Below are 16,404 nucleotides of genomic sequence, written 5' to 3' on the forward strand. Positions count from 1 at the left end.
GATCCGGAACGGGATCGTCAGGCCCGCGTCAAAGATCGGTCTCCTTGTGCAAAGGGCGCGTCAGGAAGTACGCCGAGGGGAGTCGGCCGGGCACAGACTGGTGGTGCGACGGAGCCGGACGACGGCCGGCGGCACGCCGACCGGAGCGCGGTCCCACCGTGGGGGTACGGACCGGGCGACGCGGGTGCGTGCCGTCTCCGTTCGCGCAGCACGGGCCGTCCGGCCTCCGGTGTGGGGATACCGGTGCCCGGACGGCTCGCGTGCTGCGGGGGGAGCCGCTCAGGCGCCCGCGTAGGCCGCGAGGTGCTCGGCGGTGAGGGTGGAGCCGTCGGCGACGAGGTCGGCGGGCGTGCCCTCGAACACGATCCGGCCGCCGTCGTGCCCGGCCCCCGGACCCAGGTCGATGATCCAGTCCGCGTGCGCCATGACCGCCGGGTGGTGCTCGACGACGATCACCGACTTGCCGGAGTCGACCAGCCGGTCCAGCAGCCCGAGCAGCTGTTCCACGTCCGCCAGGTGCAGGCCCGTCGTCGGCTCGTCCAGCACGTAGACCCCGCCCTTGTCCGCCATGTGGGTGGCCAGCTTCAGCCGCTGCCGCTCGCCGCCCGACAGCGTGGTGAGCGGCTGGCCGAGGGTGAGGTAGCCCAGCCCGACGTCCGCGAGCCGGCCCAGGATGCGGTGCGCGGCCGGGACGCGGGCCTCGCCGGAACCGAAGAACTCCTCCGCCTCGCGCACCGGCATCGCCAGCACCTCGCTGATGTCCCGGCCCCCGAGGCGGTAGTCCAGCACCGACGCCTGGTAACGCTTCCCCTCGCAGTCCTCGCAGGTGGAGGAGACGCCCGCCATCATCCCCAGGTCCGTGAAGACCACCCCGGCACCGTTGCAGGCCGGGCAGGCGCCCTCGGAATTGGCGCTGAACAGGGCCGGCTTCACGCCGTTGGCCTTGGCGAACGCCGAACGGATCGGGTCGAGCAGCCCCGTGTACGTGGCCGGATTGCTGCGGCGCGAGCCGCGGATCGGGCCCTGGCCGACGGAGACCACGCCCTCCTCCGCGGGGATCGAGCCGTGCACGAGCGAGCTCTTGCCGGAGCCGGCCACCCCGGTGACCACCACCAGCACGCCCAGGGGGATGTCCACGTCGACCGCCCGCAGGTTGTGCGCGTCCGCCCCGCGGATCTCCAGGGCGCCCGAGGGCGTCCGTACGGTCTTCTTCAGGCCCGTGCGGTCGCCCAGGTGGCGGCCGGTGACGGTGCCGGAGGCCCGCAGCCCCTCCACGGTGCCCTCGAAGCAGACCGTGCCGCCCGCGGTGCCCGCCCCGGGGCCGAGGTCGACGACGTGGTCGGCGATCGCGATCGTCTGCGGCTTGTGCTCCACGACCAGCACCGTGTTGCCCTTGTCGCGCAGCCGCAGCAGCAGGTCGTTCATCCGCCGGATGTCGTGGGGGTGCAGGCCGGTGGTGGGCTCGTCGAAGACGTAGGTGACGTCGGTGAGCGCCGAGCCGAGGTGGCGGACCATCTTGACGCGCTGCGCCTCGCCGCCCGAGAGCGTGCCCGCCGGGCGGTCCAGCGAGAGGTAGCCCAGGCCGATCTCCACGAACGAGTCCAGGGTGTGACGGAGCTTGTCCAGCAGCGGCGCCACCGAGGGCTCGTCCAGGCCGCGGACCCAGGCGGCCAGGTCGCTGATCTGCATGGCGCAGGCGTCGGCGATGCTGATCCGCCCGATCTTCGACGCCCGGGCCTCGGCGGTGAGCCGGGTCCCCTCGCACTCGGGGCAGGTGGCGAAGGCCGTCGCCCGCTCCACGAACGCCCGGATGTGCGGCTGGAGCGCGTCGATGTCCTTGGACAGCATCGACTTCTGGATCTTCGGGATCAGGCCCTCGTAGGTGAGGTTGATGCCGTCGACCTTGATCTTGGTCGGCTCCTTGTGGAGGAGGTCGGCCAGCTCCCGCCCGGTGAACTCGCGGATCGGCTTGTCCGGGTCGAAGAAGCCGCAGCCGCCGAAGATCCGCCCGTACCAGCCGTCCATGCTGTAGCCGGGGATGGTGAGCGCGCCCTCGTTGAGGGACTTGGAGTCGTCGTAGAGCTGGGTCAGGTCGATGTCGGAGACGCTGCCGCGGCCCTCGCAGCGCGGACACATGCCGCCGGTGCGGTTGAAGGTCGCCTTCACCGTCTTCCGGGAGCCCTTCTCGACGGTGATCGCCCCGCTCGCCCGGACCGAGGGCACGTTGAAGGCGTACGCGCCGGGCGGGCCGATGTGCGGCTCGCCGAGACGGCTGAAGAGGATGCGCAGCATCGCGTTGGCGTCGGTGGCGGTGCCGACCGTGGAGCGGGGGTCGGCACCCATCCGCTGCTGGTCGACGATGATCGCCGTCGTCAGCCCTTCGAGCACGTCGGCCTCGGGCCGTGCCTGCGTGGGCATGAACCCCTGGACGAAGGCGCTGTAGGTCTCGTTGATCATCCGCTGGGACTCCGCGGCGATCGTGTCGAACACCAGCGAGCTCTTCCCCGAGCCGGAGACGCCGGTGAACACCGTCAGCCGGCGCTTGGGGATCTCGATCGCGACGTCCTTGAGGTTGTTCACGCGCGCGCCGTGCACGCGGATCAGACCGTGGCTGTCGGCGATGTGGGGCGCGGGCGACCCGGTGTCCGTCCTCTTGGCCATGCTCGTCGTGTCTCCATCGCTCGTCCTGCCCGTGCGGCGTGACCGCCGCACCGTACGGCAGCCACGCTATGCGGGGTCCGGGGTCCGGCGCTTCTCGAATCCTGATCCGTCCGCCGGGTCCCGTCCGGCACCCGGCACCCGTTCCACTGCGCAAAGCCATCCTGACCGCCGGAAACCGCAGGCTTCTTCAAGCCAAACGGGCCGGTGCGACCCAAGGGTGCCTTGCCGGGGACCCGCACCCCCCGCGCTACTGTGCGTACGTGAACTCTCATGTCGTCATAGGTTTCGGGCCCGCCGGGGCCGCCACCGCTCGGCTGCTCGCCGGACGGGGCCACTCAGTCAAGGTCGTCACCACCTCGGGCCGGGCCCCGGAGCCCGGCATCGAGCACGTCGCACTGGACGCCCGGGACAGCGGGCGGCTGACCGAGGTGGCGCGGGACGCCGTCGCCCTCTACAACTGCGCCTCGCCGCCCTACCACCGCTGGGCCGCCGAATGGCCCGCGCTGGCCGCGTCGTTGTGCGCGGCCGCCGAGGCCACCGGTGCGGTCCTGGTCATGCTGGGCAACCTCTACGGGTACGGGCCGGTGGACGTGCCCATGACGGAGGACCTGCCGCTCGCGGCGACGGGCCCCAAGGGGCGGGTCCGCGCGGCCGTCTGGGAGCGGGCGCGCGCCCTCCACGAACAGGGCCGCGTCAAGGCCGTCGAGGTGCGGGCCTCGGACTTCTTCGGACCCGGCGTCACCGACGGCGGGCACCTGGCCGCCCGCGTGGTGCCCCCGCTGCTGCGCGGCAAGCCGGTCTCCACCCTCGGCGACCCGGACGCCCCGCACAGCTGGACCTACCTCCCCGACGTGGCCCGGGCCCTGGCCGAGGCCGCGGGCGAGGAGCGGGCCTGGGGCAGGGCCTGGCACGTGCCGACCGAACCCGCGCTGTCCGTACGCGAGATGACCGGCCTGCTGGCGGCCGAGGCCGGCACCGGACCGGTCGCGGTGCGCGGGCTGCCCCCGGCCGTCCTGGCCGTCGGCGGGCTCTTCTCCCCGCTGCTGCGCGAACTCAAGGAGATCCGCTACCAGTTCGACCGCCCGTTCGTCGTCGACGCGAGCGCCTGGGAAGCCGGGTTCGGCGTCCGGGCCACCCCCGTCGACGAGCAGGTGAAGGAGACCGTGGCATGGTGGCGCGAGCGCCTGGCAGCCGGCCGATGACCCTGCCGACCCCGCCCTCCCCGGTGACGCGCGACGACATCGCCGTCGTCGGCATGGCGTGCAGGTTCCCCGGCGCCCGCGACGTCAACCAGTACTGGCGGCTCCTGACGGACCCGGAGCCGCAGTTCTCCGGCATACCCGACTCGCGCTGGCGCGCCGCAGCCTTCCTCAGCGACGACTTCCGCGACACCTCGGCCGCCTACACGGACACCATGGCCCTGCTGCCGGACGTGGACCGGTTCGACGCCGCGCACTACGGCATCCCGCCCCGCCGGGCCAGGGCCATGGACCCCCAGCACCGGCTGCTGATCGACCTCGCCCGCGAGGCGGTCCAGGACGCGGGGTGGGAGGTGGACGGCTTCGACCGCGAGGAGACCTCGGTCATCACCGCGCTCACCGAGAGCGGCTACCGCCAGCTCAGCACCATGCGGCTGCGCATGCGCCAGCTGGCCGGCGGCGAGTTCGGGGCGCGGGCGGCCGACCCGCGCTGGCAGGAGACGGTCCGCGCGGTCGACGGCCTGCACGGGACTTCCGCCGCCGGGCTGCTGCTCAACATGGGGCCGAACACCATCAGCTCGGTCTTCGACCTGCACGGCGAGAGCTACGCCCTGGACTCCGCCTGTTCCGGCGGTCTCATGGCCGTGGCCAACGCCGTGTACGCGCTGCGCGCGGGCCGCACCCGCATCGCGCTGGCGGGCGGCGCCCAGCTGGTGCTCACCCCCGACCTGCTGGTGGGCCTGTGCAGGATCGGGGCGATCTCGCGCAGCGGCCGGTGCCTGCCCTTCGGGGCGAAGGCCGACGGGTTCGTCCTCGGCGAGGGCGCCGGGATCCTGGTCCTGCGGCCCCTGTCCGACGCCCTCGCCGCCGGCGACCGCGTGTACGCGGTGATCCGGGGCATCGGCACCGCCAACGACGGGACCGTGCAGGGCGGAATGCACCCCCAGGCAGCCGGCCAGCTCCGCGCCCTGCGCCGCGCCTACCGGGACGCGGACCTGGCACCGGACGCGGTGGGCTACCTGGAGGCGCACGGGACCGGAACCACGGTCGGCGACCCCGTCGAGCTGGAGGTCCTGCGTGAGCTGCGCGGCGAGGGCGCCCGCCCGGCCCGCCTCGGCGCGGTGAAGGCGGTGGTCGGCCACTCGCTGAACTCCGCCGGCATGGCGGGGCTCATCAAGTCGGTGCTGGCCGTGCACCGGGGAGTCATACCCCCGCAGCCGGGGTTCGCGCCGGCCGACGCCGCCCTGCTGGACTCCGCGCGGCTGACCGTCCCGACGGCACCGGTCCGCTGGCAGGAGGCCGATGGACCGCGGCGGGCCGGGGTGAGCGCCTTCGGCTTCGGCGGCACCGGCGTCCACATGGTGGTGGAGCAGGCCCCCGGCCCGGCCGTGCCCGCCGCGCCGGGGAAGGGGCCGCACGTGCTGGTGCTCAGCGCCCGCGACCGGGCGGGGCTGGCCCGGCACGCCCGGGAACTGGCCGAGGTCATCGCCGAGGACCGGCCGGAGCCGGCCGCGGTGGCGGACACCCTGGCCCGCCGGGCGCTGCTCGGGGAACGCCTCACCCTGGTGGTGGAGGACGCCGCCGACGCCGTGGCGCGGCTGACGGAGGCCGCCGCCGGGGTGGAGGCGGGGCGTACGGGGGACCCCGGGGCGGAGCGGCCCGCGGTGCCCGGGCCGCGCGTACCGCCGTGCACGCTGCCGCCGAGCCCGCTCGCCCCGCGGCGGCACTGGGCCGTGGACGAGTCGGCCCGGGAGGTGGCCGGCCCGGACGCGCCCGGGGACGCGTACGCGGCGGAGCGGCCGGCCGGGGTCCCGGCGGCCGCCCCCGGCGCGGAATCCGTCGCCACCGTCGTGCTGGAGGAGGTCTCGCGGGCCGGTGTCTTCCCGCTCTCGGACCTGGGCACGGGCATGTCGCTGGTCACCGACCTCGGCTTCGACTCCCTCATGCTCCAGGAGCTGGAGGTCAACATCGGCAAGCGGGTGCCGGGCTTCCGCGCCGAGGAGCTGTTCACGCCCGGCCTCACCATCGGCCGGCTGATCGCCCTGGCCGCCGGGGAGGGGGCCCAGGACGCGCCGGAGGTCCGGGCGGCCCCTGCGGAAACGATCCTTCTGGACGTGCCGCCGCAGTGGAGCCCCGACTCCGCCAACGCCGACGAGTTCCCCGAGGTGGCCCGGTTCGAGGAGCGGCTCGACGCGGTCGCCGGCAGCCCCTCGGGCTACCCGTACTTCCGGGTCCACGAGGGCACCGTCAGCGACACCACGGTGATCGGCGGCCGCTCGTACCTGTCCTTCGGCAGCTACAACTACCTCGGCCTGTCCGGCCATCCGGCGGTCAGCGCGGCCGTGCACGAGGCCGTGGACCGGTACGGGACCTCGGTCTCGGCGAGCCGGGTGCTCTCCGGCGAACGGGACCTGACCGTCCGGCTGGAGCGGGCGCTCACCGAGTTCCTCGGCGTCGGGGACTGCCTCACGCTGGTCAGCGGGCACGCCACCAACGTCACCGCGATAGGCCATCTCGTGGGCCCCGGCGACCTGGTGGTCCACGACTCGCTCGCCCACGACAGCATCCTCCAGGGCTGCGCCCTGTCGGGAGCCGCCCGCCGTCCCTTCGCGCACAACGACATGGCCGCCCTGGAGCGGATGCTGAGGCTCAACCGGTCCCGGTTCCGGCGGGTCCTGATCGCCGTCGAGGGCGCGTACAGCATGGACGGGGACCTCGTCGACCTGCCGGCCGTGATCGAGCTGAAGAAGCGCTTCGGCGCCCTGCTGATGGTGGACGAGGCGCACAGCATCGGCACGGTGGGCGAACGCGGCCGGGGCGTCGGCGAGTTCTACGCCGTCGACCGCTCCGACGTGGACCTGTGGATGGGCACCCTCTCCAAGGCCTTCGCCAGCTGCGGCGGCTACCTCGGCGGCTCGGCCAGGATGGTGCGCTGGCTGCGCCACACCCTCCCCGGATTCGTCTACAGCGTCGGCCTGACCCCGGCCAACGCGGCGGCGGCGCTGGCCGCCACCGAGCTGATGACGGCGCAGCCGGAGCGGGTCCGGGCGCTGGGGCGCAACTCGGGGCTCTTCCTGGACCTCGCCGCCGCGGCCGGGCTGTCGACGGGCTCCAGCGGCGGGACTCCGATCGTGCCGTGCATCCTCGGGGACTCGGCGAAGACCCTGCGGGTGGCGCACGGGCTCTTCGAGCGGGGCGTCGTCGCCGATCCCATCTTCCACCCCGCCGTGGAGGAGGGGCTGTCGCGGCTGCGGTTCTTCATCACCAGCGAGCACCGCGAGGACGACATCAGGCGTGCCGTCGCCCTGCTGGCCGCGGAGGTGGCGTCCGCCGGGAGCTGAGCCGCTGGGAGATGGCCCTCCGGGTAAGGCCATCTCAGATCAGGGTGCGTTCGATGCGGCAGAGGGTGGCGCTCTTGGCGGGGGCGTCGCCCTCCTGCGCGTCCGGGTCGGTGCCGTGCGGCTGTTCGGCGCCGCCCATGCGCTGCGAGAGCAGGTAGGCGATGATCTCCGCCTCCTGTTCCTGGACGTCGTCGTAGGTCGCGCGCAGGAGCATGTCGCGCACGATGTCGGGGTCGAGGTCGGGGAACAGGAGGCGGGCGGCCGCCTCGTCCAGTCCGCCGGCCCCGCGGTGGCAGCAGATGATGTGGCCCAGCTCGTGCAAGATGATGTGCTCCTGATGCGCGCTGGTGGTGTTGGCGTCGTAGAAGATCAGGTCCTCGTCACGGGCGGCGACCCACATGCCGCACGGGTGCGACGAGGGCATCTGCATCGGGACCAGGATGATCGGGCGGTCGCGGACCTCGCCGAGGTGGCGGCAGAGCTCGGCGACGTCGGGGGCCTCGGGGAGGTCGAGTTCGGCGAGCCGGCGGGCTCCGGCCTTCCGCAGCTTCTTCAGCCGGCTGCGGCGGTCGTGGTCGGCGGCCCGCTCCTTCCAGACGCCCCTCATTCGGCGTCGTTGGAGTCGGTGACGGGGGGAAGGCCCTGCAGCTGCCGGTACTGGTCCATGATGGCCGTGATCGCGGCGAGGTTCTCCTTCTTCATGCCCGCCGCCCGCATCGCCACGGCGCGGACGCCGGACTGGCGCAGCGCCTCGATGGCGGCAACCTGGCTGAGCACGGACTCGGCGACCTTGTCGTCGAAGAAGTAGGCGACCGAGACACCGAAGAAGCGGGCGAGGGCCGCGAGGAGGTCGGGCGAGGGGTTGGAGCGCTTGCCCGTCCGCAGCTGGGACAGGTAGACGCCGCCGACCTTGAGTTCGGGGTTGGCCCGCTTGAGTTCCTCCGCCACCTCGGCGTTCGTCCAGTGCCTGCCCTTGGGGCGGACGGTCTTGAAGAGGTCGTCGAGGCGCGTCGCGAGAAGGGGCCTGTCGTCGGCCTCGGTCTCGGTGTCGGTCATGGTGATCCTTCCTCCCGTCACCTCCTCGGTATAGCCCTTGGCTATACGTCAGTTTCACAGATTAGCGGTCAGTTGACAATTGGGCTGGACTCCGCCAACGTTGGGTCTCGCCGATAGCTGGCAGTTAACTCGACTCACGGGGGTTTGTCGGTTGGCTTGCCGGTGAAAAACGGACTGGCCCGGCCCTCGGGGGATGGGCCGGGCCAGTCCGGGCGGTGACCGCCCGTCCCGCCCCGTGCGGAGACGGGGGGTAACGGGGGAGCCACCCGCCCGGTTTGACGGGGGATGCAAACCGGGCGGGAGCTTCAACTCGCGGTGCCGAGCTTACTGTAGGCGGCCGCGACTTTGGTGAGCCATGCGACCTCCGCCGTGAAGTTGTCGGTGTCGCGGTCGTCGAAATCGCCGGCGTCCTTGTTGTCGTGAGGGACGGTGCCGTTCCGCTTCGCCAGCAGGGCCTGCTTGATCTGCGCCGCTTCCGTGAACGCCTGCCGGGACTCCTCGCTGGCGTCCTTGCCGGGACCCCCGGAACCGGGCGCGGTGCGGTCGATGTAAGGGCGCAGATCCCGCCACCCGTCGCGTATCTCCACCACCCGGCGGTGCAGCCGGTAGTCCATCTCGGAGACCGAGGCGCCCGGCGGCTCCAGCGCGATGTCCGGGGAGGACTCGTACAGGTCCCGCCACAGCGGGTACAGCGCCCGGTAGGACCGGTAGCTGCTCGCCCAGTCCAGCAGCCTGGTGGCGGAGGGGCCCCAGGAGGAGTTGGTCAGGCTCAGCGACAGGATCACGATGCCCGCGGCGCTGAAGACGTTCGACGCGAGCTTCCAGACGCCGATGTCGATCCCCGCCGCCGACGTCAGGATGTTGACCGTCCTCGCCGAGCAGTACAGGAAGAGGACGACCGCGGCCACGCGCAGCATCCGCAGCGCCTGCCGCAGCGAGGCGTTGTCGGTCATCTCGGCGTAGGGGCCGCACTGGCGGAAGATCGTCACGCACGGGACCGCCTGCGACACGATGAAGGCCAGCAGGTAGGTGAGCACCAGCGGCTGGCCGCTGCCCGTGTCGAAGTCGGAGGACGGCCGGTTCGTGCCGTCCGCGAGCAGGAACAGCGCGACGAGCAGCACGTTCAGGGCGAAGCCGGTGACGGTCCACCAGCGCGCCCTGCGCAGCGCCTCCTCGTCGGCGTCCGCCCACTTCAGCAGGATGATCTGCGAGCTGACGCAGAAGGCCACCGCCGCCAGGTGCATGAGGAGGATGGCGAGGTTGCCGACGCCGAGGACGCTGCCGCCTCCCATGGCGACGGCGCCCATCGTGAAGGTCAGGCACTGGAGCAGGAGGGTGGTGATCAGCGCGCGGTAGGCGCTGTCCCGCCAGCTGCGCCGTGCCTGGAAGAGCCGGTAGACGAGCGCCGCGTACGAAGACAGCGCCGCTATGACGAAGCAGAGGGTTCTGGTGGTGTTCACGTCCTGGATTTTCTGCGGGTGCCGCGTAGGGGGCGGACGGGTCAGGCGGTCTTCTCGGTCTTGCCGGTCTTCTCGGTCCCGTCGGCCAGGGGGACGTCGAGTCCGACGCCCTCGGCCGCCACGGCGATCGCGTAGTCGAAGAAGGAGGCCTCGTCGCTGACGCTGTCGTGGGTGCGGCTGAACACCTGGAAGACCAGGAGGCCGATCAGGTTGCTCCACAGGACGATGCCGCGCTCGATGATGTCCGAGAACGGAGCCCCGGGCACACCGCCGAAGGCAGCCACGGCCTCGGGCAGCAGGAGCCGGCGGGCGGGCGGCGTCCGCCGGGGCGGGGTGAGTTCACCGGCCTCCAGGGCCGAGCGGATGACCCCGGCGAGCACGGCGGGCGTACGCGAGGCGGGCGGGACCGTGTCCTGCGGCGCGTGGTACCCCGGTACGGGCGAGCCGTAGATCAGGGTGAACTCGGCCGGGTTCTCGAACGACCACTGCCGCAGCGCCCGCGTGGCCGCGAGCAGCCGCCCGCCCGCCGGGGCCCCCTCGGCCGCGGCGGCGGCGTCGGCCCGCTCCATCGCGGCGCCGGACGCGTTGTACGCGTCGATGACCAGGGCGGTCAGCAGGTCGTCCCGGTGCGGGAAGACGGCTTCCACGTCGGTGACGGCGAGGCCGCTCTCGCGCGCCACGGCCTCCAGGGACAGACCTGCGGCCCCCAGCTTCGCCAGCTGCGCACGTGCGGCGTCCATGACCCGGACCGCCGGGCCCGTGCGTTCGGGATTCGAACTCGTTGCTGAAACGTCCATGCCGGAACCGTACCGGCCGGGGGTGGGCGGCCGTGCGCACGGCCGCCCGGGCGTCCCCGCCGGGCGCCCTGTTCCGGCCACAGCCCGCGCGGGTGACCGGCCCGGCCGCCGCTACGTCTATTCCGTCTGCGCCCGCCACCACGGGGCCGCCCGTATCGGCGACCTCGTACCGAGGGAGCTGACCGGCCCGGACGAGCTGCCCCCGCCGTGGTCCCGCATGCCCGGGAACCGCCGGCCGGACCCCCGGGAACTCACGGCGTACGGGTCAGGTAGCCGCCCATGGACGTGAAGTACTCGGTCGCGGGCAGCTCGCGCCCGTCCTCGGTCCGCACCCGCGTGACGGCCAGGCCGTGGTTGCGGCCGGTCGCGGCGTCGGCGCCGGCGACGATCACCACCCCGTCGCCCTCGCGGTAGAAGATCCGGCCGGGCGTGCCGCCGTACCGGGCGCGGGAGACCCTGGCGGCCAGCACCTCGACGCGCCGGCCCCGGTGGAAGGTGAACGCGCTGGGGTACGGGTCGGACTGGGCGCGGACCAGGCGTTCGAGGGTCTGGGCGGGCCAGGTCCAGTCGATGCGGCCGTCCTCGACGGAGCGCTTGTGGAAGAAGCTCGCCTGCGAGCGGTCCTGGCGGGTGAACTCCCGCTGCCCGGAGGCGATCAGGCCGAGCGCGCCGATGGTGACCGGGGCGATGAGGTCGACGGTCTTGTGGAAGAGGTCGGTGGCGGTGTCCGCCGGTCCGACCGGGACCGCCTCCTGCCGCACGATGTCGCCGGCGTCGAGCTCGTCGTTCATCATGTGGGCGGTGACGCCCACTTCGGTCTCCCCGTTGATCAGGGCCCAGATCAGCGGGGAGAAGCCGGCGTACTTCGGGAGCAGCGAGTCGTGCACGTTCAGCGTGCCGTGGCGGGGGAGGCCGAAGACGCGCGGGGGGATCCAGGTCCGCCAGTTGTTGGCGACGATGACGTCCGGATCGGCCGCCCCGAGGCGCTGGAACAGCTCCTCGTCGTCGGGGCGGTTGCGCAGCAGTACCGGGACGCCGTGCTCCTCGGCGAGGTCGGCGACGGAGTCGCTCCAGATCTTCTCGTAGACGTGCTCGCTCTTGGGGTGCGTGACGACCAGTACCACGTCGTGTTCGGAGTCCAGGAGGGCTTGCAGGGTGCGGTGCCCCCAGGTCTGGTAGCCGAACATGACGACCCGCATGGAGTTCCTCCTCAGCGCAGGGGGTTGGCCGCCGGTCAGTTAAGCAAGGCTTGCCTAAGCGCGCAACGGGGCGCATTGGGGGGCGTGTTGGTGTCCGCGTGCTCCCGCCGGCCCGCTTCGACCCCTCGACAGCCCCGAGAGCATCAGCTTAGCCTTACCTAAGTTTTGGGTCGGGGTCTCGGCCGGCGGGCCCGCGCCCCGTACTTCCCCACCGCTCGACCAACGGCCACCGCTCGACCAACGGCCGCCGCGCGGCGCTGCGGCCGCCCGCGCACGATGGGAGTGACATGGCACAGGCTCGTCCCGGCGACGCCCCCCTGATCCACGACCTCGTAGGCATCGGCTTCGGCCCGTCCAACGTGGCCATGGCGATCGCGCTCAGCGAGCACAACGCACACGTCGGCAGACAGGACGCGGTCACCGCCCAGTTCTTCGAGGTCCAGCCGCGCTTCGGCTGGCACCGCGGCATGCTCATCGACGACGCCACCATGCAAGTGTCCTTCCTCAAGGACCTGGTGACCCTGCGGAACCCGGCCAGCGAGTTCAGCTTCCTGTGCTACCTCAAGAGCAAGGGCCGGCTGGTCGACTTCATCAACCACAAGAGCCTCTTCCCCCTGCGGGTGGAGTTCCACGACTACCTGGAATGGGCGGCGGCCCAGGTCGACGACATGGTCTGCTACGGCCACGAGGTCGTGGGGGTCACCCCCGTCCTGGCCGACGGGGTCGTGGAACACCTCGACATCACCGTCCGCTCCGGGGAGGGACTCGCGCTGCACCGGGCCCGCAACCTCGTCATCGGCACCGGGCTGCGCCCCCTGATGCCCGAGGGCGTGGAACGCACGGAGCACGTCTGGCACACCTCCGAACTGCTGACCAGGGTCGAGGAGATGGCGGGGGCCGCGCCCTCCCGGTTCATCGTCGTGGGCGCGGGGCAGAGCGCCGCGGAGAACGTGGCCTACCTGCACCGCCGCTTCCCCGGGGCCGAGGTCTGCGCCGTCTTCACCCGCTACGGCTACAGCCCCGCCGACGACAGCGGCTTCGCCAACCGGATCTTCGACCCGGAGGCGGTCGACGAGTTCTTCACCGCCCCCGAGGACGTCAAGCGCGGCCTGATGGACTACCACCGCAACACCAACTACTCCGTGGTGGACATCGACCTGATCGACGACCTCTACCGGCAGATGTACCAGGAGAAGGTCCTCGGCACCGAACGCCTGCGCTTCCTCAACGTCTCCCGGCTGACGGAGGTGAAGGAGAACCCGGCGGCCGGGGTGCGGGCCACCGTGCGGTCCCTCGTCACCGGCGAGGAGACCCCCCTGGACGCCGACGCCGTGGTCTTCGCCACCGGCTACCGGCCCGCCGACCCCCTCGGCCTCCTCGGCGAGGTCGCCGGCCGCTGCCTGCGCGACGAGGAAGGACGCGTACGCGTCGAACGCGACTACCGCATCGGCACCGACCCCGGCGTGCGCTGCGGCATCTACGTACAGGGGGGAACCGAGCACACGCACGGCATCACCTCCTCCCTGCTGTCCAACACCGCCGTCAGGGTCGGCGAGATCCTCGACTCCCTCCTCGGCCGGAGCCCCGGCTCCGGATCCGGCTCCGGCACGGCCCGTACCGTCGCGGACGGCACCGGCAGCACCACCCGCTAGCGGAAGGGAGGGCGTACGCGGACATGGGCACGAGCGCGGTGGAACGCCCCGCGCCCGGGGGCGCCGCCTCCCGGGCGCCGCGCCGGCGGCGGGTGGCGGGGCCGGGCACGCTGGTGGCGGTCCTGCTCGCGGCGGCCCTGGTCTCGCTGGCCGTCGGTGCCCGCGCGCTGACTCCCGCGGAGGTGTGGCACGGCCTGTTCGCCGAGCCGGACGCCGACCGGCGGCTCACCGAGATCAGGCTCATCGTGCAGACCGTACGGGTGCCCCGGACGGTGCTCGCGATCGTGGCGGGCTGCGCCCTGGGGGTCGGCGGAGCGCTGATCCAGGGGTACACGCGCAACCCGATCGCCGACACGGGCCTGCTGGGGGTGAACTCCGGCGCCTCGTTCGCCGTGGTGACCGTCATCGCGGTGTTCGGGTTCGGCAGCCCGTTCCAGTACGTCTGGTTCGCCTTCCTGGGGGCGGCGGTCTCCGGGGCCGTCGTGTTCGGGCTGGCGAGCATCGGACGGGGGGCCGGCAATCCGCTGACCCTGGCACTGGCCGGGCAGGGGGTCACGGTGTTCCTCGCGGCGATGACCACGGCGGTCGCGCTGTCGGACCAGGCGTCGCTGAACGCGCTGCGGTTCTGGAACGCGGGCTCCGTGTCCGGGGTCGGCTTCGACGTCATCCGGCCGGTGGCCGCGTTCGTCGCGGCCGGACTGGTACTGGCCCTGGTCACCCTGCCCGCGGTCAACCTGCTGAACCTGGGGGACGACGTGGCGCGCGGGCTCGGCGTGAACGTCCCGCTGGTCCGGACCGCCGGCATCGTCGCGATCACCCTGCTGGCGGGCGCGGCCACGGCGGCGTGCGGTCCCATCGCTTTCCTCGGCCTGATGGTGGCCCACCTGGCCCGCTACCTGGCCGGGCCGGACTACCGCCGGCTGGTGCCGTACGCGGGCCTGCTCGGCGCGATCGTGCTGCTGGTCTGCGACATCGCGGGGCGTCTGGTGGTGGGGCCGGGCGAGCTGGACGCGGGGGTCCTGGTGGCCCTGCTCGGGGCGCCGTTCTTCGCGGTGCTGGTGTGGCGCGGAAAGTTCAAGAGCGCGTGAACGGGGCGGACATGAGGGCAGTGGTGGCGCCGGGCGTGCGGCTCGGGCGGGTGTCGTTCGTCTGGCGGCCGTGGATCGCGGCGGTCACCCTGCTGCTGGCGGCGGCGGTCTTCCTGCTGGCCTGCCTGTCCATCGGCGTCGGGGAGTTCCCCATCGCCCTGCCGCGGGTGGTGGCCACCGTCCTGGGCGGCGGCGAGCGGGTCGACCAGTTCGTGATCATGGACTTGCGGATGCCGAGGGCGCTGGCCGGGCTGGTCGTGGGCGTCGCCCTCGGGGTGTCCGGGGCGATCACCCAGTCCGTCGCGCGCAATCCGCTGGCCAGCCCGGACATCCTGGGGATCACCGGGGGCGCCGGCATGGTGGCGGTCTTCCTGGTCACGGTCTCCGGAGGAGCCGCCACGGCGGTCGCCGACTCCGTGGGCCTGTCCGCGGCGGCGCTCGCGGGCGGGCTCGGCGCGGGCCTGCTGGTCTACTTCCTGGCGTGGCGGCGCGGGATCGACGGCTTCCGGCTGATCCTCATCGGCATCTCGGTCAGTGCCGTGACGGAGGCGGTCACCACCTGGCTGCTGGTCACGGCCGACATCAGGGACGTGGCCCGGGCGCAGGCGTGGCTGATCGGCTCGCTGGACGGCCGCTCGTGGGGCGAGGTCCGGGTGGCGCTCTGGTGCACGCTCGTGCTGCTGGGCGTGGTGGCGTGTGCGGCGTTCCAGTCCAAGCCGCTGCACCTCGGTGACGAGGTCGCCGCCGGGCTGGGCGTGCGCTACTCGGCCGTACGGGCCGTGCTGCTGCTGTGTGCGGTGCTGATGGCCGGTGTCGCGGTGAGCGCGGCGGGCCCGGTCCCGTTCGTGGCGCTGGTGGCGCCGCAGGCGGCGATGCGTCTGGCGAGGTGCCCGACACCGCCGTTGGCGGCCTCCGGGCTGGTGGGCGCCCTGCTGCTGATCGGGGCGGACCTGGTCGCCCGTACGGCGCTGCCCGTCACCCTTCCCGTCGGCGTGGTCACGGCCGCGATCGGCGGACCCTTCCTCGTATACCTGCTGGTGCGGGCCAACCTCCGCTGACCGGCACACATTCGGGCACACACGGAACAGGGGGACCAGTGGCCGCACAGCACGACACCGGGGGAGCGCCCGGGGCCGGCGGCGCCTCCCGGCTGGCCGCCAGGGGGGTCACGGTCGGGTACGGCGGCCGGAGCGTCATCGAGGGCCTCGACGTGGAGATCCCGCCGGGGGTGGTCACCACCATCATCGGCCCCAACGGGTGCGGGAAGTCGACCCTGCTGCGGACCCTGTCGCGGCTGCTCAGGCCGACCGGCGGGACCGTGGTGCTGGACGGCGAGGACATCGGCCGGCTCCGCACCAGGGACGTGGCGAAGAAGCTCGGCCTGCTGCCGCAGGCGCCGGTGGCCCCGGAGGGGCTCACGGTGTCCGACCTGGTCGCCCGGGGCCGGCACCCGCACCAGGGCTGGCTGCGGCAGTGGTCCTCGGACGACGCCGCCGTGGTGGAGCGGGCGCTGGCCATGACCGGGGTGTCCGACCTGGCCGACCGCCCGGTGGACACCCTCTCGGGCGGCCAGCGCCAGCGCGTCTGGATCTCGATGGCGCTGGCCCAGGGCACCGACCTGCTGCTGCTCGACGAACCGACCACCTACCTGGACCTGGCCCACGCGATCGACGTCCTCGACCTGGTGGACGACCTGCACGAGAGCGGCCGCACGGTGGTCATGGTGCTGCACGACCTCAACCTCGCCACGCGCTACAGCGACAACCTCGTGGTGATGAGGGCGGGTTCGGTCCTGGCGCAGGGCCATCCGCGCGAGGTCGTCACCGCCGGCCTGCTGCACGAGGCGTTCGGTCTGCGCGCGGAGGTCATCGACGACCCGGTGGGAGACCGGCCGCTCATCGTCCCGATAGGCCGCGCGCACGTACGGCGCGGCCCGGCTCGGACATAGATA

12 protein-coding genes are annotated in these 16,404 nt (G+C 72.8%); 6 read left to right on the forward strand and 6 right to left on the reverse strand.

Annotated features, from left to right (window positions below):
• Positions 1 to 279: 279 nt before the first annotated feature.
• Positions 280 to 2,661 carry an ATP-binding cassette domain-containing protein gene (locus ACZ518_RS09700; RefSeq protein WP_469112476.1) on the reverse strand — a complete coding sequence of 794 codons (2,382 nt, stop codon included), beginning with the start codon at positions 2,659 to 2,661 and terminating at the stop codon, positions 280 to 282.
• Between the two features lie 260 nt (positions 2,662 to 2,921).
• Here ACZ518_RS09700 and ACZ518_RS09705 point away from each other — a divergent pair, with 260 nt between their 5' ends.
• Together ACZ518_RS09705 and ACZ518_RS09710 are read left to right on the forward strand one after the other, a co-directional pair.
• Positions 2,922 to 3,863, forward strand: coding sequence for an NAD-dependent epimerase/dehydratase family protein (locus ACZ518_RS09705; protein WP_469112477.1), 942 nt, complete (start codon positions 2,922 to 2,924; stop codon positions 3,861 to 3,863).
• A gap of 53 nt (positions 3,864 to 3,916) precedes the next feature.
• Positions 3,917 to 7,201: an aminotransferase class I/II-fold pyridoxal phosphate-dependent enzyme gene (locus tag ACZ518_RS09710; protein WP_469112940.1), complete on the forward strand. Its 3,285-nt coding sequence runs from the start codon at positions 3,917 to 3,919 to the stop codon at positions 7,199 to 7,201.
• Between the two features lie 34 nt (positions 7,202 to 7,235).
• On the opposite strand, the gene ACZ518_RS09715 is transcribed toward ACZ518_RS09710, so the two are convergent.
• From ACZ518_RS09715 to ACZ518_RS09735, 5 genes are all read right to left on the reverse strand, one after another.
• Complete coding sequence (locus tag ACZ518_RS09715; protein ID WP_469112478.1) at positions 7,236 to 7,808, reverse strand: toxin; 573 nt, start codon at positions 7,806 to 7,808, stop codon at positions 7,236 to 7,238.
• Entirely contained in the window at positions 7,805 to 8,257 is a 453-nt protein-coding gene (locus tag ACZ518_RS09720; RefSeq protein ID WP_469112479.1) for a helix-turn-helix domain-containing protein, read from the reverse strand. The genes ACZ518_RS09715 and ACZ518_RS09720 overlap by 4 nt, the downstream gene beginning before the upstream one ends.
• Before the next feature lie 305 nt (positions 8,258 to 8,562).
• Entirely contained in the window at positions 8,563 to 9,717 is a 1,155-nt protein-coding gene (locus tag ACZ518_RS09725) for an MAB_1171c family putative transporter (RefSeq protein WP_469112480.1), read from the reverse strand.
• 41 nt (positions 9,718 to 9,758) lie between these two features.
• Positions 9,759 to 10,514 (reverse strand): TetR/AcrR family transcriptional regulator, encoded by a 756-nt coding sequence (locus ACZ518_RS09730; RefSeq protein ID WP_469112481.1) that lies wholly within the window; start codon positions 10,512 to 10,514, stop codon positions 9,759 to 9,761.
• Positions 10,515 to 10,765: 251 nt separating this feature from the next.
• On the reverse strand, positions 10,766 to 11,713 hold the full coding sequence (locus ACZ518_RS09735) for a methionyl-tRNA formyltransferase (protein ID WP_469112482.1): 948 nt from the start codon (positions 11,711 to 11,713) through the stop codon (positions 10,766 to 10,768).
• Positions 11,714 to 12,000: 287 nt separating this feature from the next.
• On the opposite strand from ACZ518_RS09735, the gene ACZ518_RS09740 reads away from it, so the two are divergent.
• Genes ACZ518_RS09740 through ACZ518_RS09755 form a run of 4 tightly spaced genes read left to right on the forward strand, consistent with a single transcriptional unit; the run spans position 12,001 to position 16,401 of the window.
• A complete protein-coding gene (locus ACZ518_RS09740; protein WP_469112483.1) occupies positions 12,001 to 13,365 on the forward strand; it encodes a lysine N(6)-hydroxylase/L-ornithine N(5)-oxygenase family protein in 1,365 nt (454 codons plus the stop codon).
• A gap of 23 nt (positions 13,366 to 13,388) precedes the next feature.
• Positions 13,389 to 14,453, forward strand: coding sequence for a FecCD family ABC transporter permease (locus ACZ518_RS09745; RefSeq protein ID WP_469112484.1), 1,065 nt, complete (start codon positions 13,389 to 13,391; stop codon positions 14,451 to 14,453).
• Between the two features lie 11 nt (positions 14,454 to 14,464).
• On the forward strand, positions 14,465 to 15,511 hold the full coding sequence (locus ACZ518_RS09750; RefSeq protein ID WP_469112485.1) for a FecCD family ABC transporter permease: 1,047 nt from the start codon (positions 14,465 to 14,467) through the stop codon (positions 15,509 to 15,511).
• Between the two features lie 38 nt (positions 15,512 to 15,549).
• Positions 15,550 to 16,401, forward strand: coding sequence for an ABC transporter ATP-binding protein (locus tag ACZ518_RS09755; protein ID WP_469112486.1), 852 nt, complete (start codon positions 15,550 to 15,552; stop codon positions 16,399 to 16,401).
• Positions 16,402 to 16,404 lie beyond the last annotated feature (3 nt).

The organism is Streptomyces sp. NPDC033966, assembly GCF_055575955.1.